Here is a 21,314-nt window from a genome sequence, read left to right as displayed (position 1 = left end):
TAAATTACTTAATCACCTGACGAAGCACATTTTGTAAACCTTGTAATTTTACTAAGGCCTGAACTGGCGTGATACGATTAATATCCAAACCAGCTATGCGTTCGAGCTCGGGAAAGCTCGTCCTCCTTTCACTTTGATTAAATAAATCCCCTTGAGACAGAGCTTGCACCGGTAGCAATACTTCATTGGGTTTTTCAAAGTTGTTTTTTTCTTTATTTTCAAGTAAATGCAAAATTTCTCGAGCCCGCTCAACAACATGCCTTGGTAATCCTGCCAGCTGAGCAACTTGAATACCAAAACTTTCTAAGGCAGGACCTGGAGCCAGTGTGTATAGGAATTGAACTTTTGCATTATTCTCACTCACTTCAACATGGAAATTTTTAAACTTTGCTAGTTTTTCTTCTAACTCGGTGAGCTCATGATAATGAGTAGCAAATAAAGTCCGTGTTTTGAGTTCATCATGAATATACTCAGCTACCGACTGCGCGATTGACATACCATCGTAAGTACTTGTGCCGCGACCAATCTCATCAAGCAGTATCAACGAAAACTCCGTTGCATGCTCTAGAATATATGAAGTTTCGCTCATTTCCACCATGAAGGTCGATCGGCCAGTCGATAAATCATCGGAAGCTCCCACGCGAGCAAAAATATAATCGCACACACTAAGTTGAGCCGAGTCTGCAGGCACAAATGATCCAATTTGCGCCATAATTTGTATAAGAGCCACTTGGCGCATAATGGTGCTTTTACCGGCCATATTTGGCCCAGTGATCAAAGCCAAACTGCAATCACTATGGTTAAGCTCTAAACTATTGGGAACAAAAAATGAACCTTCGCGCTGAGTAATATGTTCAACAACCGGATGTCTCCCGGAAACAATCGAAATAATTCTTTCTTCTTTAGCAAGTACTTTTGGACACACCCAGCTGTTAACGAAAGCTGCCTCTGCCAAAGCTGCCACCATATCAATTTCGCTCATAATATTGGCCATTTCTATGAGCATTCGAGCGTTTTTTGCAACCTTTGCCCGCAAAGCCTCAAAAAGTTCATATTCTCGAGCAGCAAGGCGCTCCTTAGCAGTGTTGAGTTTAATCTCTAGCTCGCTCAGTTCTTCGGTAATATATCGTTCACCATTGGCAATAGTTTGTTTTCGCTGATAATGAGCGGGAACTTTTGAAAGATTGCTTTTGGTTATTTCAATATAGTACCCAAACACACGAGTGTATTTTATTTTCAGTGAGGAAATACCTGTTGATTCACGCTCCTTATTTTCAATCCTTAAGAGCATATCGTGACTATTACTATGCAGTTCTAAAAGTTGATCGAGCTCTTGATCATAACCAGACTTAAAAAGAGCTCCATCTTTAAGCAGTATGGGAGGGCTTTCCACTAAGGCACAGTCAAGTTGTGCCTTCAAGTGTTCAAAGTCAGGAAGCAAACTTGCAAAATCCCTTAACTCACAGACTGAACTCTTGAGAATTTCCTCTCTCACCTGCTCAACAATGAACAAACAATCTCTTAGGCGTGCCATCCCTCGGGGACCGATTTTATTTGAAGAAGCCAGAGCTGTGAGCTTACTGATATCGTGGCAACCACCTAATTGTTCTCGCACAAAATCTCTCAAGCTATTTTCTTCTAAAAATTCCTTAACTCTCACTTGGCGTTCAATAATTGATTGCAAATTGGTAGAGGGGGCAGACAATTCTTTAGCTAGCAAGCGTTTAGCCATGACGGTTTTAGAAAAATCCAGCACCGAGTATAAATTTGCTTTATCCCCTTTCTTTTTCGGTAAAAGATCAAGATTGAGCCGAGTAGCCTCATCCATTAAAAGTTGATCCTCAATTGAGTAATGAACAGCCTTGCCAACATGACAAGGCATCTGCCCAGATAACTCCATAACATAGCCGATCAGCAAGAATTGCGCTTTGTCTTCCAAGGAGTCTGCTCTGCTCTCATTCAATTTTTTTTCAGCTTTTCTTTCGATTCTAAAACGAAAACGAGAATTTTTTTGTACCTCGCTTAGCGTTTGATAGGCCTGTTCATCATCTTTAAAAATTATGAGTTCTTTAGGATTGAGACGACTAATTTCATCAATCACGTTGTCAAAGTTATCAGAACTTGAAACTAAAAAAGTTGCACTTGATAAATCCAAGGCAGCCAGTGCCCATCTGTTCTTGTCTTTAATAAGACTCATAAGAAAGTTGTGAGCTGAACCCGAGCTTTCTTCTTCTAAAAGTGTTCCAGGACTAACAACTTCAACAACTCCTCTTTCTACAATACCTTTGCCAGCTTTGGGATCACTAAGTTGCTCACAAATGGCAACCTTATAGCCTTGCTCAACCAATTTATTGATGTAATTTGGAGCACTATGGCAAGGAAATCCTGCCATTTTCATTCCGCTCTTATCTTTATCGCGGCATGTAAGAGCAAGTTCTAGTATCGGTGCGCTTAAAACTGCATCATCTCCAAAGAGTTCATAGAAATCTCCCATTCTAAAGAGCAATATTGCATCGGGATGCTTTTCTTTAGCATCCATCCATTGCCTCATCATTGGAGTTAGTTTTTGTTTAGTCATTGAAATTACTCATCTTATTTAATTAAAGCTTTATTGCTAAATGCCATTGGAAGGAGATTGCCTATGGAAGTTATCGTGGACTCTCCCTGGTCATTAGCCAAGATAATTGGTGCGTCATAAGATAAAAATTCACTTAAAACCTGTCTACAAATACCACAGGGGGCAGCTACAGGAGAAGACTGCGTAACAATAGCCAAGGCCTGAATATCTTTTTGTAAACCTGCACTCACCACCGTGCTCAAAGCAGAACGTTCAGCGCATATTGTGGCTCCAAAACTGGCGTTTTCAATATTTGCACCAGTGATAATAGTGCTATTTCTAAGCAAAATGGCACACCCTACATGGTAATCGGAATAGGGAGCATAAGCCTTGAGGCGAACTTCATTGGCAGCATTCAAAAGCTTTCGTAATTGAGCCTTATCCATTGTTTTCCTTTTGATTTCATCGCACCGGGTTCGAATTTTCACTCAGTACTAGACCTTTTGGGCAAGTGACATATACTAGTGCGGATTTTTTTAAAAACATTCGAGTGGATTTGTGAAGTACCCTCCTTATTCTTGGTTACGCCTAAGTGATGAAATTAGACAATCTCCCAGCAGGATATGGTTTGCACTCAATAAACTTCCTACTAAAACGGAAATGTGCACTATAAAAATTCATATTGGTGGCAACAACAGTTCCATTACAGATCCCTATGAAGCCATAAATAACCTGAGCATTCTACTACCAAGACAACGAAAAGTTTTGGAACGATTTTTAAAACTCGCTAAGCCAACAAAAAACAAAAGCGAATTTACTCTTGATCATGCCTCATTAAGCACTGTTTTGCCTTACTGTTCAGCTATACCTTTTGAAGTCAGTGGTGAGGGCGTTATCAGTATTGGGAAATTGAATGCTCGCATCAAGGCCCACCTTAAGGGCAGCCCAAAAGATCCTCAAATTCATTTTTCACTGCTACAACCAAATGGGACTCAATTGCAAAACCCACGATTTTTTGGTGACGTCAATGCTTATGTCATTGATGAGCGGCTTAAGCTCCAAATAATTGTCCCCAATATTACCCAAGCTGAAGCGGAAATGATTCTTGAATCTCCGCCATTACCGCTCTTGGGCTTGTGCCAAGTTGAGTCCAGACAAATGTTTTATGCTCTATCGAGACTTGGCATTGATTTTAGCTGTCTCAATGAACTTGCAATACAGCCAGAAGAAAGTCAGATATGTCTTAGACTTCTTCTTAATATTGACGATGTAACCCAAAAAATGTGTGCTCGCGCCCATTTAGTCACAAAAATTAAGCACGAGTCTTTCCAAGACGAAGTAGAAATCAAAGCCACAGGTTCTATTCCCTCCGTTCATATTAGCGCCACTAAAGATATGGATGAGGAAAAATATGTCAGTGAAGTAAAAATCCCTCAACTGCTTCGACGCCCTGCTGCAAACGAAGAAAATGCCCGTTCATTTTTGTACCATTTAGGCGCAGGTCCTGCTCGGCTTCATGATGGTTTTGAACTTTCTGGTGATGACGCTTTTGAACTTTTAAAGAGTATCAGTCACAAAGATCGTTTACCTTCTTACATCAAACTTGATGAAAATGCACATCCGAGCATCATAGAACTCCCATCAAAAGTTACGATTAAGATTAAAACCGATAATGAAAAGCCATCTCGAGTTGAAATTGCGCTAAGTTTGTCGCCAGAGTTCGATGCAACTCAAGCTGAGTTCTCGCTATTTTCCAAAGCACGCGACAATATTCTTGTTCTTGATGAAGACACCTTAGTCATTCTCAATGAAGACGCCTATCTGAGCGTTCGTTACTTATGCGATACCTTTGGTTTTGAAAAACCTAATCAATTCAAAAATAAATCAGTAGCGCAGGTTGCGCTTTTAATGAATGCTCTCAAGGATCAAATCACCATTGATGCTGATGGCGCACTTCAGCACTACTTGGATAATTTTTCTATCCAACAAAATGAAGAAGACAGGGTATTGCCTCAATCTCTCACTGCAACACTAAGACCCTATCAACATGATGCTGTTGCATGGCTTTCATCTCTTCAGCGCTCAGGTCTTGGCGGACTTTTGGGTGATGAAATGGGGCTAGGAAAAACGCTCATGATTTTGACTCACCTTGCCCGCCTGAAAGAGAAGGGACTCAGTGCTAAGCCTGCAATAGTGATTTGCCCTACAAGCGTGATCGATGTATGGAAGGGCGAAGCCCACAGACATATTCCTGATTTGAGAGTCACCAAGTGGCACGGTCCAGATCGCCATCTGCTTGGCGATAATATAAACGACTGCGATATCATTATCACAAGCTACGCTATTTTGCGCCGTGATATAAATGCACGATTAGGCGCAATGGAATTTTCAACATTGGTTCTTGATGAGGCTCAATACGTGAGAAATCAGCAAACCGATAGTTTTAAGGCGGCGAAGTCACTTAATTGTACCCATCGCATCGCTCTTACTGGTACTCCCATCGAAAATCATGTTGGTGATCTCTTTAATATTTTAGATTGTGTTGAAGATGGTATTTTAGGATCGCGCAGCCAGTTCGAAAAACAATTTGGAAGCCCCATTGAATCTGGCAATATATATTCTAATGCTTTTACCTTAAAAATGCTTTTGGCTCCTATTGTAATGAGGCGAAGAAAATCTGAAGTCGAAAACGAGCTTCCACCTAAGATTGAAAACATTGTCCACTGTGCCCTAAGCTTTGAGCAAAAGAAACTTTATCGCCAATACGTAGGACAGCTAAGCGGATCACTTGCTAAAAATCTGTCTTTTGATCAACCAAGCAATAGCCAAACTCACTTTACTTTGCTTTCGGCGCTCACCAGGCTGCGGCAAATATGTTGTCACCCTTCCCTTATTCTAGGAAAAGAGGCCCACGATCATAGTTCAGGCAAATTAAAAGCACTCAAGGAGATCATGATCGAATGTCTAGAAATGGGACGTAAGATGATTATCTATTCTCAATTTCTAAAAATGCAGGAATTGATCGTTGATATTGCCAAAGAAATCGATGAGAAAGGTGCCCTATGGCTTCATGGCAGTACAATCAATCGCGATGAAATTATCAATACTTTTCAGAGTGAAGACGGCCCAAGAATTATTGTGGTAAGTCTCAAAGCCGGTGGTACAGGTATCACGCTCACCCAAGCTGACACTGTTATCTTTGCTGATCCTTGGTGGAACCCTGCGGTAGAAGATCAAGCAGTCGATCGCGCTCACCGTATTGGCCAGAAAAAAACTGTTCACGTTATCAGGTTGATAGCTGAAGACAGTATTGAATGTGAGGTTGTAGCGCTTGCTCAGAAAAAACGAATTGCGGCACAGTCGGTTCTCCATGATGGCTTTAAAAATGCTACTAATCTCAGCCGCGATGAAGTCCGCTGTTTGCTTTTGCGTGAAATCGATCGTGTAAAACCAACACAAGATCTCAAAGAAAACGAAGAAGAAACAGACGATGATTAATAGCAAAACTCAGCTTCTTTGCTTTTTATTGTGATAATCATCGATTAGCCAGATGGCTCGATAATTTTGATTTTTTCTCCAATCGTTGGATTTTATTTTCTGATGTGCCTGTATAAAAGAGCTCAAACTTTCTTTTATGTGTGAGAACAAGCCCCCCCAATCTTGGTTGATAAAAATTCCTGGCATGATTGCACCTGGCACAAAAGCCTTTAAAATATTCCCTTGAGCGTAAGAAACCATATAGGTATGCTCACCCAAGTTATAGGCCCGAACATTTTTTGGCACCAAGTTTGAAGTATCGACCGTAGATGATTCTGTGTTGTCCTGAAGCATAGGCTGATAGACTACCGAAGCATGGCCCGGTCCATCTAGGTCATGAGACTCCATACGCCCTCTTACCATGACATCAAACTCATTCATAAATGGGTAATAACCGGAAAATTTATTATCAGCTCGCAGCGTTGTCCCCCACAAGACTATGTATTCCTTTGGTGAACAATAAAGTATAAGTGTATTAGCATAGATGCCGCCTACGCTATTAAACATCCACTTTGATTCATCGTATATCAACCTCGGATAGTTCTCTTTGAACTCTTTTAATACAAAAGCGTTAGTAAGTTCGGTTTTATAGGACTCAACGAGATTAACGACTTGAGGATTTAATACATTGTAGGAAGCAATTTTATTGAGATAACTGGCAAAATATAACTGTGCAACTTCTTCAATTTCTTGCAATTCTGTTAACATATTAATTTCATCATTCGCCTTTATCAGTGCATTTCGTACAGTTTTTTGAATATCGGCGAGCGAAAACTGATAGTTTCCTCTCGGTGAATCTGGTTCACGATTATCTGCTTTAGTAAGTCCTGTCGTCGCCCCCAAAATGGCCAAAATAAGAAATATTTGTTTCATAACGAGAACCTCACGGTATTATCCGCTTGCTTCGTGCAAGTAGTTATTGTAGGTGTTATTTTTTTGTGAATAACTTTTTGGCTTAATTTTTTATTTTTTAAAAAATTAAAACTAGTATAACAATATGAAAATCTTAATATATTTATCATTTACAGTTTTATTGACGATACTTTTTTTAGTTAGCTGCAGTAGTGTAGATTTAAAAGATTTTTCTGCTTTGGATATCAAATATCAATTTATTAATTTAAAAACAGCTAAAGAACGCAGAGAAAACACTGAAAATCAACTTAAATTAGCCGGACTAAAATACCACATCGTTGATGCAGTGTATGGCAAAGATCTTTCTCCTAAAGATATTGATACGCTTGTTAAAAATGGCATCTATGCTGAAAAAGTAAAACAAAAATCTATTCTTAAACCTGGCGAGATAGGCGTATATTTATCAAATATAGAAAAAGCATTACCAAATGCTATAAAAAATAGAGATTCCATCACCGTTACATTTGAGGACGATGTGGTCATCCCGATTGATATCGAAACTCAATTTAAGCAGGCTCTCAAAGCCACTCCATCTGATTGGGATATCCTTTATCTCGGTTGTTATAACAACTACCGAGTCACTTTAACTGGCGAAATTATTGGACCATACATGCCAACCTCACTTAAGGATTCAAAAATATACAAATATTTATTGTGCGCAACCGATGATAAGTACCGAGTCGCATATACGCCTTGGCTGCAACTCGATGGTTCTTGTATTGCTGGAGCCTACGCCTATGCGGTGAGAGGAGATTCAGCCAAAAAAATTAAAGAGATGTTGACTCCTATTCGCCAACCTATCGATAACCAGCTTACAGAACTTATTGGCAAGGGAAAATTAAACGCCTACTGCTTAAACCCTGAGCTTGTCCGAGTAAATACAACCATTCCTTCAACTATCCGCTAGAGATAAAAATGAATCGAATTAAATTACTTCTCGTACCTTTGCTGTGTTGTTTTTCTCTATGCAGCTGGGCATCTGATATTAGGACTAAGCTCAATATTGCTCAAGGTAGTTTGTCATTAGGCGGACTAGTTAGCATTCCTATTGAGTGGGATCCTGTCCGCCAAACTTCCCTCTTACTCAATATTTTTCCTCACTTTGGCATCTTTGTAACGGACAATATTGAATTATTGTTTGAGCCACACTTAAAAACTCCTTTCTTTAACTACAGACTAAAGTTTGGAGAACGAGAAGCCCTCTGGCATTGGGGTCTGGGCACTAAGTTTCATTATTACTTTTCACCCGATTGGTCGGTCATACCAGTTCTTGGTTTTGGTATCAAATATGAAATGGCACAATCTGATATAACAACTGCTCATATGCTTATAGAGATTCCTTTTGCTCTGCTTCTTCCCTTAAATGAACATATTGCTTTAAGTTTTGGTATGTCGACCCAGATATCCATAGTAGGGCAATATAAAATATTTGATGGCCTCAGATTTGAACCAGGATTTTTTGGGGTCAGAGCCTATTTTTAATCAAGCACATGAACTACATCCCCCTAAGCTGCTAACGCAGCTGTAGGCGGAGTTTCGTGCTTCATCGAAGCGACCAACGCCACCTCTCCACACCCGGCCAGTTCCTGACCAGTGGCATTGCCAAACAATGCCCAATTCAAAATTACTTGAGCGGCATTTTCATCGCGAGTGCATCGCACACCGCAGACACATTCATGTATGCGCTCGGCAAGAGTTTTTTTCTCTTGCTTCCCACAACCATGACATGTCTGCGACGGCTTAACTTGCTTAGTTGGTATTTCTATCCACTCAGTACCAGCTTCTGCCGCTTTGTATTTGAGCATTTGATGAAACATCCCAGGAGCCGCACTTAAAATCTCTCGGTTTAATCCTTTTTTATGTGAGCCACCCTGAGCGCTCATATTTTTTACATTTAATTTTTCCACTGCGATTAAAGCTGAATCTTTAATTATTTTTGCCGTGGTTTGATGCAAGAATTCTTTGCGTTTATTAGCAATTTTGGCATGAACTTTAGCCACAATTTTGCAAGCTTTTTTCCGATTATTTGAGCCCCGCTTTTTTCGCGATAAATTTCTTTGTCTAGTTTTTATTTGTTTAAGTTCTTTTTTTAAGAATCGAGGGTTCGCTATCATACTGCTTGTGCCTTTATCATTGACCACGGTGGCAAAACTTTCTAAGCCCCAGTCAATTCCTATGGCGTTTTCACCGATGCTGCGAGTGACTGAACATTCAAGCGTAATGGACGCGTACCATTTACCGGCTTTGTGCTGGATTTCACAAGTTTTGGGCAATCCAACATGCTTACCTTGTCCGCGGATTTTTATATGACCCACACCGCTTAACCTCAAATAGCCGTTCTTAGATTTTTTACCAGCTAATAAACGCCAGCCATCGCCATGAGTAGCGTAGCCCCAGCCAGCATAACGATCGTACGATTTAAATCTGGGAAAACCGGCCCTAGCCGATTTATTTTTTACTCGACGAAAAAAATTCTTAAAAGCCAAATCTAAACGTTTTAAAGTAACTTGCGAGCTTTGAGCATTGAGCTTTTTATAATCCTCATCAAATTTGCGAAGTTCTGTAAGTTCTCTCGCTTGATCAAAATAACTAAGACTAATTTTTTTGGATTTATATACATTGATTCGTTGTTCTAAAGCAGCATTATAAAGCTTCTGGTGCAAAGAAAGAATTTGGCTCATCTCATGCCCCTGTTTTTTTGACGGATACAGTCGATAAGTGATTTTTCTCTTTACATTTTCCATGTAAAAAATATAACTTGGTTAATTATGACAATGCAAGCATTAAAACAACTTTTTCACTGCACTTACTCTCTTAACGTACATTTAGTACTTGTAACTAAATATCGAAGAAAATGTATCTCGCAGAAAATGCTTGATTACCTGCACACTGAGTTCTTTCGCATAATCGGACACTGGGGTTGTGAATTGATTGAATTTAACGGCGAAAAAGATCACGTTCACCTTTTAATAAGAATGAATCCTAAAGTTGCTCCCGCCACATTCGTCAACAATATTAAAACCGTAACATCAAGATTGATTCGTAGAGACTTTTCACAGGAATTAAAAAGCATATATCGAAAACCAGTTTTTTGGAGTCGTTCCTATTGCATATTAAGCTGCGGAGGAGCTCCTTTATCTGTGATAAAACAATATATTGAAAACCAAGCCCAAATCGATTGAGGCTTTGCCTCAGCCGCGCTACACCACCACCTAAATCGCTATGCGATTATAGGCGGAGTACTGCGCGGCGATTGGATAGACATTTTTTATTACCCAAAGATGTTTTTAACTCAAAATTTTGCTTAGATAAAAACAAACTAGAGATGTAATTCCTGTCAATAAAGCCCCCCAAATAATATCGATAATGCTCACAATATAGGGCCAATCTTTAAGGGTAGCATTGTTAGTGAGATCATAAGTTCCGTAAGCCACAGCGCCAAGAACGATTCCGCATATCAACGTTTTACTAAGCCCAGCTTCGGATTTGAGATTAGGAAGAACACACAAATAAACAATGCCAAAGTTATACAAAACATAGAAAACTGCAGCAGGAATGATTTTAAATCCATCAGCCATAAGATGCCCAATCAAAGGCTTATAAAGTCTATTGACGGCTAATCCAAGCCATATGGCGTCAAAAATGAGCATGGTTAGGAACGAAACAAAAAAATAAAAAGTAAAATGCAACACCCGATCCCCCTCTGACTGTTTATTTCTAACTATAAATGCCGCACCTCTATGCTGCACACTTAATGGAATAAATTCCTCCTAGTCTAACTATAGCAATCGCAAACTTTACTCAGGAGAAGCTCTTCGTGAAATTTGTGCTCTTTATATTATTTTGTGCAACTTGTTTTTCCCATAACTCTGATGGAATTGTAAACCACATGGAAAATTCATATCCCAGCTATGGAGAGTGGGGTATCGATACCGCAGGTATGGATACAGATATACACCCCGGTGATGATTTTTATGGCTATGTCAATGGTAAGTGGAACCAAAATACTCAAATACCGTCCGATGAAACAAGATTTGGCTCATTTAATATTGTCGATCGGATTTCTGATATGCGAGTCAAAGATATTGTTGAAGCTTGGACCGATCCAAAGACCCCTCTGGACCCTGAAAAATTAAAAGTAGTGTCTCTTTATCAAAGCTATTTAAATGAGGAAAAACTTGAAGAACTTGATATCCTCCCCATTAGGGCTTATCTAGAAGAGCTCAAACAAATACAAAGTAAAGAAAATCTTGTCGCCACGATGGCTCGTTCGATGGCAGATTTTGGTAAAACTTTTTTTAACCTAAGAGGCTGTAAAAAAAATCAATTTGGCAATTCTGGTTCAATAAATGTCGCTGTGACGAAAGTATGACGTGAAAACCTTTTTGAAAGGAAATATCATGTCGTGCTTGTATGAGACCTGTTTGTCAGATTGTGCCTGGGAAGTGATTGAGCCACTTTTTCCTGCTAACGCCAAACGAGGCAGACGTCGTGTCTATAGCTTTCGGAGCATAGTTGATGCCATATTCTATGTTTTAAAGAACGGCTGTGTGTGGCGTTGTTTACCCAATGACTTTCCTCCTCACGGTATTGTCTATCACTATTTTCGCACCTGGTCTGTTTCTGGTTTGTGGGCGGTCTTAAACTGCATTCTCGTGGCAATAGTCAGAACCTGTGCTGGCAGAGATGCAAGCCCCTCACTTGTTTCCATCGACTCCCAATCACAGACAGCGGAACCAGGAGTAGATGAGCGTGGTTTGGATGGGGGAAAGAAGATTAATGGAAGAAAGCGCCACATCGTTGTTGATACGATGGGATTGATGCTCCTATGCATTTGTACCGCAGCAAATGTATCTGATAGGGTTGCCGGCGAGGAATTGGTTACTGAGCTCAATAAGCGCGAGAAGTTTCCCAGATTAGCGAAGATTCTTGGAGATAACGCATATAAGAATTTGTCTTCAGGCTTGAGAGTAGGCGTAAGCACAGAAACTGCGGAACGTTTAAAAGGGCAAAAGGGGTTTGTACCACAAATATTTCGTTGGGCCGTAGAACGAACTTTTGCTTGGCTGAATCGAAATAGGCGTCTGGTGCGTAACTATGAGAAGAATACAAAGCATCAGGAATCAATGAACTACATCGCTAATGCAAGATTATGTATCAGACGATTGGAAAATTGGCTTACCACCTGAGATTTGATTTTTTTTACAGCCTCTAAGCATATTTGAGGATGCAAAAGATCCACAGCAATATGCAGTCTATCTCTATCAGTCAGGGCTTGGACTTCCCAATCGCGATTACTATCTCCAAGAAAAATATGGTGAGCAAAAACTACGCTATCAGAGTTATGTAGCCGACCTGCTCCACATGATTGATTGGCAAGCACCAACTGATAGTGCTTCAGCAATCATCGAGCTAGAAACTAAAATAGCTCACGCCCACTGGTCAGGAGCCGAAAGCCGTGAGCAGGATAAAATTTATAATCTCTACTCACTTGAAGAACTCGCCTTGGCTGCCCCACAATTTCCATGGCAGCTGTATTTTCAAGAAGCGAAGCTTTTCAATCTTGAAAAAGTAGTACTAAGACAAAATACGGCTATTTTAGAGATGGCTAAAGTTTTTTCTGAAACATCGCTTGATACTCTTAAAGTTTGGCAAGCTTTTCATATTATAAACCAATCATCGCCCTATCTATCCAAGCGCTTTAAAGATAAGCACTGGCAATTCTTTTCCCACTATTTGCAAGGTCAACCAGAACAACGCTCACGTCAAAAAGCTGGGGTTGATCTGTGTAACCAGCTCTTAGGAGATATTATTGGCCAAGAGTATGTTGCTCTTTATTTTAATGAAGATGCAAAAATAAAAATGGATGAGTTGGTAACTAATTTAAAACAAGCTATGCGCAATCGCCTCACCAACCTTGAATGGATGAGCGAAGCAACCAAACTACGAGCACTAAAAAAATTAGAGGGCATAGATGTGCAAATTGGCTTCCCTTCCAAATGGACTGATTATTCCTCATTAAACATGAGCGAAGATCTCATAACTAATATTGTCAACAGCGGGGTTTTTGAGTGGAATCTGCTGATTAACAAGTTGGCTCAGCCAGTCGATCGCAATGAATGGCATATGAGTCCTCAAACGGTAAATGCCTACTATTCACCAAAACAAAATCAAATTGTTTTTCCAGCAGCAATTCTTCAACCACCTTTTTTCAATGTACACGCTGATGCAGCGGTTAACTACGGAAGCATCGGCGCAGTTATTGGCCATGAAATTACTCATGGGTTTGATGATCAAGGACGTAAATCAGATGAAAACGGCAGGCTTAATGATTGGTGGACCCCTGATGATGATCAAAATTTTATTCAACGAGCAAAAATGCTTGGAGAGCAATACAAAGCGCTCAAACTCTCTCAACTTCCTAAAACACACATCGATCCTGAACTAACCATGGGAGAAAATATTGCCGACTTAGGCGGTGTTATTCTTGCTTTCGAAGCCTATAAATTATCGCCACACCTTGCTGCGAGTAAATTACTTGACGGTTTTAGCGCTGAACAGCGATTCTTTCTTGGCTTTGCGCAAGTGTGGCGTACCTTGATAACAACTGAGTACATGCAATATTTGCTCACCGTCGATCCACACTCACCAGGCCAGGTGAGAGCTTTTGCTTCTCTTCGCAATGTTCAAGCTTGGTATGATGCTTTTAATGTGCAAGCTGAAGACGATCTCTACATTTCTCCTCTCGAACGTGTAGAAATTTGGTAATACAATTTTGCGCCTAAAAATTTATAACAGAACTTTTTTTAGGCGCTTTTTATGCTCCAAAATTAAAACCAGACAAAACGCATAAAAACATAAATTTAATTCGCTAAATATTTCGTGATATTTTTATAAAAAACCTAAATAAAATATACGCGAGATATTTACCATGATGCACAGGCAAAAATACACCCACTATTGGATTGCTATCTTGATCGGCATGCTCACTTTAGCCTCATGTTCAAATGAGCCTCAAGCCAACCTCGATGAAGCATCTGATACGCTTTTACAACCTGAAAACAACAAAGCACTGGAGGGACGCGGTAGTAAAGAACGAAAGAAAGAAAAGAGTAAAGATAAAAAACCACGGGTGCCTCCACCTGCTTCTTTAGATCCAGAACATGCAGTAGCAAGCGATGAAAACACAAATTCCAAAGATGAATCTCTTCCAGTTGTTCCTCCAAAGGTACCTGTCTGTGGCGATGGCTTCCGCGATATAAAAACTGAGGAATGCGATGATCATAACCTAAATAATGGAGATGGATGCAGCGCAGAATGCATAAGTGAAGCTCATGTAGTAAAAAGCTCTCGGAAACTTATGGATATTGGCTATGCTCATGTTTGCCTGATCGATACACCAAGCAAACAGCTTAAATGTTGGGGCCTCAATAATTTTGGGCAACTTGGACAAGAAAATATTGATGAAGCTGGCAGCGGTCTTGGCACGGCAGTTTCTTCGCTAAAACCTATAAATATTGGCGAGGGACTTTCGGTTGAGTTCGTTGCAGCAGGCGGCAACAAAAAAAGCTCTTCCACCTGCATTATTAACAATAAAAATGAGGTGCAATGTTTTGGCAGCAATTCAGCTGGACAGCTGGGTCAGGGCAGCACTGCAAAATTTCAAAGTTCTTTAGCCGAACTTAACAATTTTGGCGCTGTGAAACTTGGTAAAGAACAAAAGATAATTGATATAGATTCCGGTGCGGGACACCAATGCGCTCTATTAGAAAATGGTACGGTAAAATGTTGGGGCCTCAATAATTTTGGACAACTTGGCCTAGGTAACGAAAAAAATATCGGCGATACCCTAGAAGAAATGGGATCTCAGTTACGCGCCCTTCCACTAAAAGCCAAAACAATTGCTCTCGCCCTTGGCGGTCATCATAGTTGTGCGCTTACGAGCGATTATGAAGTTAAGTGTTGGGGACTTAATTCAAGCGGCCAACTTGGACAAAACCACTCATATAATCTTGGTGATAATCCTTTTGAAGTTGCAGATATTGAGCCAATAGAGGTTAATTCAGAGCATGAGGTGCATGCTATTACTGCTGGAGCAGAACACACATGTGCCTTGCTCGATGATGGAAGCATCAAGTGCTGGGGAAATAATAGCTATGGGCAACTGGGTCAGGGACACGTGCTCGCTATCGGCGATGAAGCAGGAGAAATGCAAGAACTAAATGCAATAAATTTTAGTACGAACAAGGCAACAGCTATTGCTGCTGGAGATTATTTCAACTGCGCACTTTTTGAAAATGGCGAAGTCAAGTGCTGGGGCGATAACCGAAGCGGGCAATTAGGGCAAGATTCTAATTCTATTATTGGTGACGAGCCAAATGAGCTTTCACTTCTAACTCCAATAAATTTAAGAGGTCGGAAAGCGCTTTCTATAGCTGCAGGGGGAAGTACTGCCTGTGCTGTTCTTGATGATGGGGACCTTACTTGTTGGGGGGAAAATAATTCTGGCCAACTTGGCATTAATACCACTGATGATATGGGCGATAATTTAGGTGAAATGGCAGAATTGACTTCAATCGATACTGGCTATTAAAAAAACGTCTAAATAAATAAAAAACTCAATCAAAATATGATTGAGTTTTTTTTTACAGTAACGCATCCACGTTAAAATTTATAACATGAAGATTTTTTAAAATTACCAGCAAAACAATAAACGCGAAAAAGGCTACCCCCAAAAGCAAACTAAAAGTGTTTCCTTTCGCCCTAAAATCTGGGTTGTAATTTTTTTGCTTACGTAGACGCATAATAATTAGGATAGGAATGATTCCAAGAATAATAGAAACCAATGCCCCTGCATATTCTAGCAATGCGATAAAACCTGACTCAAACATGATAATGAACAGTACTGGTGGAGTGAAAGTTAATACAAAGGCAAAAATACGTTTTTTGTGACTCCTACCAGCCTTGATGCCATCTTTTAAAAAATCAAATAAGCCCTGGGCCACTCCTAAAAATGATGTAACTATGGCAAAAATAGAAAAACCTCTGGCTAAAGTTGCAATAATTTCATGACCAGTATGAATTCTCAGTAACTTCACAAGCGGCATATCCAGTTTAAATGCTTGGGCTATACCATTACTTCCTAAAACAGGAAGCACTCCGAGTATGCTTACCTCCCACAGCAGATAGAACAACAAAGGAATAAGGCTTCCATAAAACAGGCACTTCTTGATACTTTTTATGTCTCTATCTAAATAAGTCACCATAGTTGGAATAATTACATGATAGCCAAAACTAGTGATAACCACAGAAAAAGACAAAAGAGAAAAAGACCAGTCACTAAAGGATAAATTACTTAGGCTCACATCAGGCAACAAATAAATTGTTATGGATGCATAGGTAATAAACATTGCGACCATTAAAAAACGATTAATATGATCAACAATTGACAAGCCAAAATAAATAAAAGGAGAAAAAACTATCAGCAAAGGAAAAATATTAAAATAAGAGGGAAATTTTACCCGCAGCAAGCCCCCCAAAGCATCAATAATAATTCGCCCACTTCCGCTTAGATAGGCAGCCAAAAGAGAATAAAACAGCAGTAAAAAAAACATCCATGTCAGCAAAGCTCCTGTCTTTCCAAGAGTCTTGTTCGCCATGGTGATAAAACTTACATCCTCTTTAAAATACAAACTTGCTTCAAGAATTAGTGTTGCCATCCAATACATGAAAAGCCAACAACCAAGCATAATGAGCGTGGTCCCATAAAATCCAAAGAGCCCCGTCATAATGGGCATAGCCAAAACAGCCGCGCCGATACTGGTACCGGCTATCAGCATAGTACCACCAAAAATTCTCGAATTGCGCTCACTCAACATCACAAGCAATTTCCTTAAATGAAAAACAGATTAAACATCTAGCCTCATGAATCGATTCGTTTTACGCCCTATTTGCAAAAGCAAGACGTAGCTTGCATGAGCATAGCAATAATATATTAGCCAAAATAAACAAAAACTATTCGATTCTTTATGCCAAACGCGCTGTCTTTATCGCGAAATAATCTCAAAAAATCAACCAAGCACCATAGCATATCTCAGCAGAAACTATTTTAAGCACTCCATTTTTTCGAATTTAATCTATAAGTTCAGTTAAATTAAAATTAAATTAAAACTAAAAAAGGTCAATATCATGCATTTACTATATAAAGTTTTTTCTTTGTAGTTGTTTTATTATTTGGATGCAGTGACCCTATCGGAGAGTCTCAACTCAAAAACAGCCCACTATCCTCCCCAAACAATCCAAAAGACACATCCCCCATTAAAAATAAAAATTCAAATTCAACAAAAATTAATATCGATAATATGCCACCAGCAAAAGATCACGAAAAATCTCCTAAGTCTTCAGCAAAGATTGATCTAGAAAAAATCTTTGAAAAAATCGGTTATGACGAAACAAAACTTTATAAGAGTGAGGAAAATAAATTAGTGAAGGATTACAAAAAAAAGTACATGGGAATTGACTGTGATGACTTAGCTCATTCCATAAACACCAATGGTTTAAGTACACTCGTGGAGAAAAAGAGAATCCCAACCCTCTATGGCGAAATTATGACGCTTGAACAACTTTTTGATGAATGCAAATTTATTGAAAGCAGTGCCAAATAATTTCTTATCCACTCTAACATTGACGGCCTTTCCTTTTGTTGAAATAAGACCCGAAGATAAAGCGTAGCTAAAAAGCGATCGATCATGCAAAAGGTCAAGGAGTAATTTATGAAATTTACCCTATCGTCAATGATAACGAGTGATGCAGAAAACGATTTACTTGCTTTCGGGCTTTTTAAAAGCAAAGCCGAAAAAAAGAAATCAAATGCAAAAGAAAAAGCAACATGTCAATTTGAATCTTCAGATTCAGTTAATGAACTGGATAAACAATTAAATAATCATTTGATAAAAAGCGCTACTGACGAGGGATTTTGTGCTGAAGAAAACCAAACTTTTGTGACCTCTTCTTTGGGAATATCCAAACCAAAAATAATCGCATTAATGGGCCTAGGAGATCATCATTTACAAAGTGTCGATCTATTTCGTCGTTTTGGCGGTGAAACATTCAAAATTGCCCAAAAAAAACGTGCAAAAAAAATCAGCCTTTGTATTCCGCCTAAAACCACAATTCCTCTGTTCGATGTTGTTCAAGCAATTACTGAGGGATTTATTTTAGCTTCCTATTCTTTTGACCGCTATCACACCAAAAGTGTGAAAGAAAATCATGTTAAGGAAGTTGTAATTCACCTTCTTGAAAAACCCACTCCAGATCAAAAACTTGCTCTGAAGCGCGCGGAAAATATTGCCAGTAGCGTCTGCTATGCTCGTGACTTAATCAACGAAGGACCCATGGAATTAAATCCACAAGCCTTTGCCAAGCATGCTATCGAAGTTGCTCAATCATGCGATCTTGATGTTTCTGTTCTCGATGAAAAGAAACTTAAGAAAGAAAAAATGCATCTCATGCTTGCGGTGGGAAGTGCAGCTGAACCTGCCAGCCCACCTCGGCTGATTAGGCTTCACTACAAGCCTAAAAAGAACAGCAAAAGAGTAATTGTGCTGGTAGGTAAAGGGGTTACCTTTGATTCTGGTGGCCTGGATATTAAACCTGCGGACGGTATGCTCGATATGAAAACAGATATGTCAGGAGCGGCAGCTGTTTTTGGCACTATGCGCGCAATCGCCAAACTCCAACCGGATGTAGAAGTGGTAGGCTACATGGGTTGCGTTGAAAATGGTGTTGGACCTCATGCATATCATCCAGGCGATATCATCAAATCGCGAAATGGTATCACTATAGAAATTGGTAATACCGATGCCGAGGGTCGTTTAGTTTTGGCTGACTGCCTAGATTATGCTCAAGAGCGCGATAAACCAGATACAATAATTGATGTGGCAACCTTAACCGGTGCCTGCATGATAGCACTCGGGCCATACACCGCTGGTCTTTTTTCTAATAACGATGCTCTAGGTGATGCTCTCAGGCAATCAGGAAAAACAGTTGGAGAATCTTTTTGGCGCCTTCCTCTCTTACCCGAGCTCAAGGATATGCTCAAATCTCCACTTGCTGACATGAAAAACGTTGGAGAACGTTGGGGCGGCTCAATCACTGCAGCTTTATTTTTAGAAGAATTTATCAAACCAGGAACAGACTGGGCCCATCTTGATATCGCTGGACCAGCAAGCACCAAAAAAGCTCAATCCTATATTCCGGTTGGCGGTGCAGGCTTTGCCGTCCGAACACTGGTCGACTACATCATGGGGCAAAATTAATCTATAAATTTACATGCCGCAGAATTTACCAAAGCAATGATGCGGCATGCTGTTTTCAAAATTTAATCAATAAATGGAATGTAGAGTTTTTTAAGTTCCTCTAGACTTACAGTTATTTTTTCATTGCCCATTGCAGCAAGACGCCATTTTTCCTGGTTTATGAGATCTTGTAGCTCGCTGGGAAATTCATCTACAAATATTTGCCTAGCATCCAATTTGCTTTTTAATATCTCCCCCATCTTTCCAACGGTATTGGTCGACATGTACTTTTTATCTTCATAAATCTGCTTAGATACAGCTGCCGAAAAACCATGAAGTATAAGAGAAATTCCAGGGTAAGGCATGATCGGAGTTAAAAAATGTTCAATATTTCTTTGGATGCCGTAATGAGTAACTACCGGAGCACTTTGATAAATATAAACACCAACACTCATTAAAATGTGGCCAAAATTTTCCGAAAAACTCTTATTTTCAAAATACTTTTCATTGAGATTTTTTTGTTTTATTACTTTGTTTGAAGCATAAACTACATAGTGCTCTTTCACATCTCTACTAAATTTTCCAAGCAAAGGCACAAATGAAAACCCGTCGAGCCCACCTTTGACATCGGTAAAAAGAGATTCAAAATAGCTTACTCTATATTTTAATAGATTAACCTTATCGCTACTTTCTAAATAATTTATAACGCTATCATAGTGTGCTTGGTCGTAGCCTAATAATGTAGCCACGACCTGCTGTTCTCTTCCTCCGTAAACAAACGGAGACTTCCTGCCTGAATGAAACGCCTCAGCCATAGCTCTAAAATAGCGAGCAAGCAGAGTAGATTTTCTGTGATAAAAACACCAAAAATCTTTATTGGATTCGTCGATCTTTTCGTAGGCAAGATGCAATAACTCACCATTTTTATTTTTAGCTTTGCCAACATACAAACCCGGTGCAATATTTTGAAAATTCTGATGAGCTCCGCTTGATTCGGGCAAAATCTGCTCTCCAACAGAGTTGCACCTATTACCTTGTAATTCACTGAAATGATTAGTTTTTGAGCAGGATGAAAGCGCTAACACCAATAAAACAATATATAATTTCATAAGGTCACACTTACATATTATTTTTTTGCTGCAATATGGGAAAACCTCCATTTTTTATTGATTTAATACATATGTGGCGCTCCACATATGTAATATGCATAGTCAGCATAGAAAGAGCTACACAGTGATTCCTTGGATTATTTTCAACAAACATCCATAATCGGGTGAGGCTTTTTCAATCAAAGCTGTTTAATTTTCCTGCGGCTGCTCGCAGGCCCTCATGATAGTTTCATCGTCATGAAACATCCATTTCACAATTTTGTTCAGAGTCTTGTCGTAAAAATTAATACTTATCGGGCTTCTAAGCCCATCAACACGGCTAGCACCACGAATACCTAAACCTCTGTATGTAACACTTTCCCCTTCCCCTTCTCCTAGGACTAAAACTTTATCTTTATAAGATACCCTCCCAGTTTTTATAGCTTCGATAAGTTCTGTCACGGATCTTGAATAATATTCTTGGCGGTTTTTATGCTTCTCCAGGTCTTTTTTTTCGAGCTCATCTAATTCTTCTAAAAATTTTTTTAAACTTGTTTTTTGTCCTTCGCCTAAATCTGCTGAAAAGCTTACTCCTGAAAAAATAAAAACTACCAATGTTACAGTAAACAAGTAATGCATAGATTACTCCTTATGTTTAATCAATGAACTGCATCCATCTAAACCAACTTGAAACAGATGAAAAAGGGAATGAAATTTTTTAATGGTTTATAAAATTTTTTGGTGATGTAAACAAAATGTTGAAAGGCTTCTTAATAAATTTTTGAACGATTCCGCAGCACACGCGAGGACTTAGTGAAAAAATTTATTAAGAAGCCTTTCAACATTTTCTTGACACAACCCATTTGGCTCAAGCTAATAATGAGCTTTAAAAGTGTCCGCACCTAGAAAAATGATTTATTATTT

At 39.4% G+C, this 21,314-nt stretch carries 18 protein-coding genes; 10 read left to right on the top strand and 8 right to left on the bottom strand.

The features are described from left to right. Positions 1-4 precede the first annotated feature (4 nt). Both mutS and cdd read right to left on the bottom strand, forming a co-directional pair. Entirely contained in the window at positions 5-2,578 is a 2,574-nt protein-coding gene (gene mutS, locus H6731_10965; protein USN50758.1) for a DNA mismatch repair protein MutS, read from the bottom strand. A gap of 14 nt (positions 2,579-2,592) precedes the next feature. After that, on the bottom strand, positions 2,593-3,003 hold the full coding sequence (gene cdd / locus H6731_10960) for a cytidine deaminase (GenBank protein USN50757.1): 411 nt from the start codon (positions 3,001-3,003) through the stop codon (positions 2,593-2,595). 112 nt (positions 3,004-3,115) lie between these two features. Here cdd and H6731_10955 point away from each other — a divergent pair, with 112 nt between their 5' ends. Next, entirely contained in the window at positions 3,116-6,055 is a 2,940-nt protein-coding gene (locus H6731_10955; GenBank protein USN50756.1) for a DEAD/DEAH box helicase, read from the top strand. 9 nt (positions 6,056-6,064) lie between these two features. Here H6731_10955 and H6731_10950 read toward each other — a convergent pair whose 3' ends face one another. Then, entirely contained in the window at positions 6,065-6,967 is a 903-nt protein-coding gene (locus tag H6731_10950) for a hypothetical protein (GenBank protein USN50755.1), read from the bottom strand. Between the two features lie 124 nt (positions 6,968-7,091). Between H6731_10950 and H6731_10945 the strand changes: the two genes are divergently transcribed. Both H6731_10945 and H6731_10940 read left to right on the top strand, forming a co-directional pair. Further along, complete coding sequence (locus H6731_10945) at positions 7,092-7,913, top strand: glycosyltransferase family 25 protein (protein ID USN50754.1); 822 nt, start codon at positions 7,092-7,094, stop codon at positions 7,911-7,913. An 8-nt stretch (positions 7,914-7,921) separates the two neighbouring features. Further along, positions 7,922-8,488, top strand: coding sequence for a hypothetical protein (locus tag H6731_10940; protein USN50753.1), 567 nt, complete (start codon positions 7,922-7,924; stop codon positions 8,486-8,488). A gap of 23 nt (positions 8,489-8,511) precedes the next feature. Here the strand turns inward: H6731_10940 and tnpB are convergent, their stop codons facing one another. Further along, on the bottom strand, positions 8,512-9,750 hold the full coding sequence (tnpB, locus tag H6731_10935; GenBank protein USN50752.1) for an IS200/IS605 family element transposase accessory protein TnpB: 1,239 nt from the start codon (positions 9,748-9,750) through the stop codon (positions 8,512-8,514). A gap of 30 nt (positions 9,751-9,780) precedes the next feature. Between tnpB and tnpA the strand changes: the two genes are divergently transcribed. Then, on the top strand, positions 9,781-10,188 hold the full coding sequence (gene tnpA, locus H6731_10930; protein ID USN51986.1) for an IS200/IS605 family transposase: 408 nt from the start codon (positions 9,781-9,783) through the stop codon (positions 10,186-10,188). Positions 10,189-10,293: 105 nt separating this feature from the next. Here the strand turns inward: tnpA and H6731_10925 are convergent, their stop codons facing one another. Next, positions 10,294-10,656, bottom strand: coding sequence for a DUF2177 family protein (locus tag H6731_10925; GenBank protein ID USN51985.1), 363 nt, complete (start codon positions 10,654-10,656; stop codon positions 10,294-10,296). A gap of 167 nt (positions 10,657-10,823) precedes the next feature. Between H6731_10925 and H6731_10920 the strand changes: the two genes are divergently transcribed. From H6731_10920 to H6731_10905, 4 genes are all read left to right on the top strand, one after another. After that, a complete protein-coding gene (locus H6731_10920; GenBank protein ID USN50751.1) occupies positions 10,824-11,378 on the top strand; it encodes a hypothetical protein in 555 nt (184 codons plus the stop codon). Position 11,379: 1 nt separating this feature from the next. Further along, positions 11,380-12,195: an IS5 family transposase gene (locus H6731_10915; protein ID USN50750.1), complete on the top strand. Its 816-nt coding sequence runs from the start codon at positions 11,380-11,382 to the stop codon at positions 12,193-12,195. Positions 12,196-12,370: 175 nt separating this feature from the next. Further along, positions 12,371-13,774 carry a M13 family metallopeptidase gene (locus tag H6731_10910; GenBank protein ID USN50749.1) on the top strand — a complete coding sequence of 468 codons (1,404 nt, stop codon included), beginning with the start codon at positions 12,371-12,373 and terminating at the stop codon, positions 13,772-13,774. Between the two features lie 163 nt (positions 13,775-13,937). Then, a complete protein-coding gene (locus H6731_10905; GenBank protein ID USN50748.1) occupies positions 13,938-15,599 on the top strand; it encodes a hypothetical protein in 1,662 nt (553 codons plus the stop codon). Between the two features lie 52 nt (positions 15,600-15,651). Here H6731_10905 and H6731_10900 read toward each other — a convergent pair whose 3' ends face one another. Next, positions 15,652-16,887 carry an amino acid permease gene (locus H6731_10900; GenBank protein ID USN50747.1) on the bottom strand — a complete coding sequence of 412 codons (1,236 nt, stop codon included), beginning with the start codon at positions 16,885-16,887 and terminating at the stop codon, positions 15,652-15,654. A 480-nt stretch (positions 16,888-17,367) separates the two neighbouring features. Between H6731_10900 and H6731_10895 the strand changes: the two genes are divergently transcribed. Next, complete coding sequence (locus H6731_10895) at positions 17,368-17,670, top strand: hypothetical protein (GenBank protein ID USN50746.1); 303 nt, start codon at positions 17,368-17,370, stop codon at positions 17,668-17,670. Between the two features lie 108 nt (positions 17,671-17,778). Then, complete coding sequence (locus H6731_10890; protein ID USN50745.1) at positions 17,779-19,323, top strand: leucyl aminopeptidase; 1,545 nt, start codon at positions 17,779-17,781, stop codon at positions 19,321-19,323. A gap of 62 nt (positions 19,324-19,385) precedes the next feature. On the opposite strand, the gene H6731_10885 is transcribed toward H6731_10890, so the two are convergent. Beyond that, positions 19,386-20,411 carry a hypothetical protein gene (locus H6731_10885; protein USN50744.1) on the bottom strand — a complete coding sequence of 342 codons (1,026 nt, stop codon included), beginning with the start codon at positions 20,409-20,411 and terminating at the stop codon, positions 19,386-19,388. Positions 20,412-20,600: 189 nt separating this feature from the next. Further along, positions 20,601-21,029 (bottom strand): hypothetical protein, encoded by a 429-nt coding sequence (locus H6731_10880; protein USN50743.1) that lies wholly within the window; start codon positions 21,027-21,029, stop codon positions 20,601-20,603. Positions 21,030-21,314 lie beyond the last annotated feature (285 nt).

The organism is Myxococcales bacterium, assembly GCA_023898405.1.
In the GTDB taxonomy this organism is placed as follows: Bacteria; Myxococcota; UBA727; order UBA727; family JABDBI01.
Note: the sequence above shows the minus strand (reverse complement) of the source record. Positions and strands in the feature narration are given on the sequence as shown.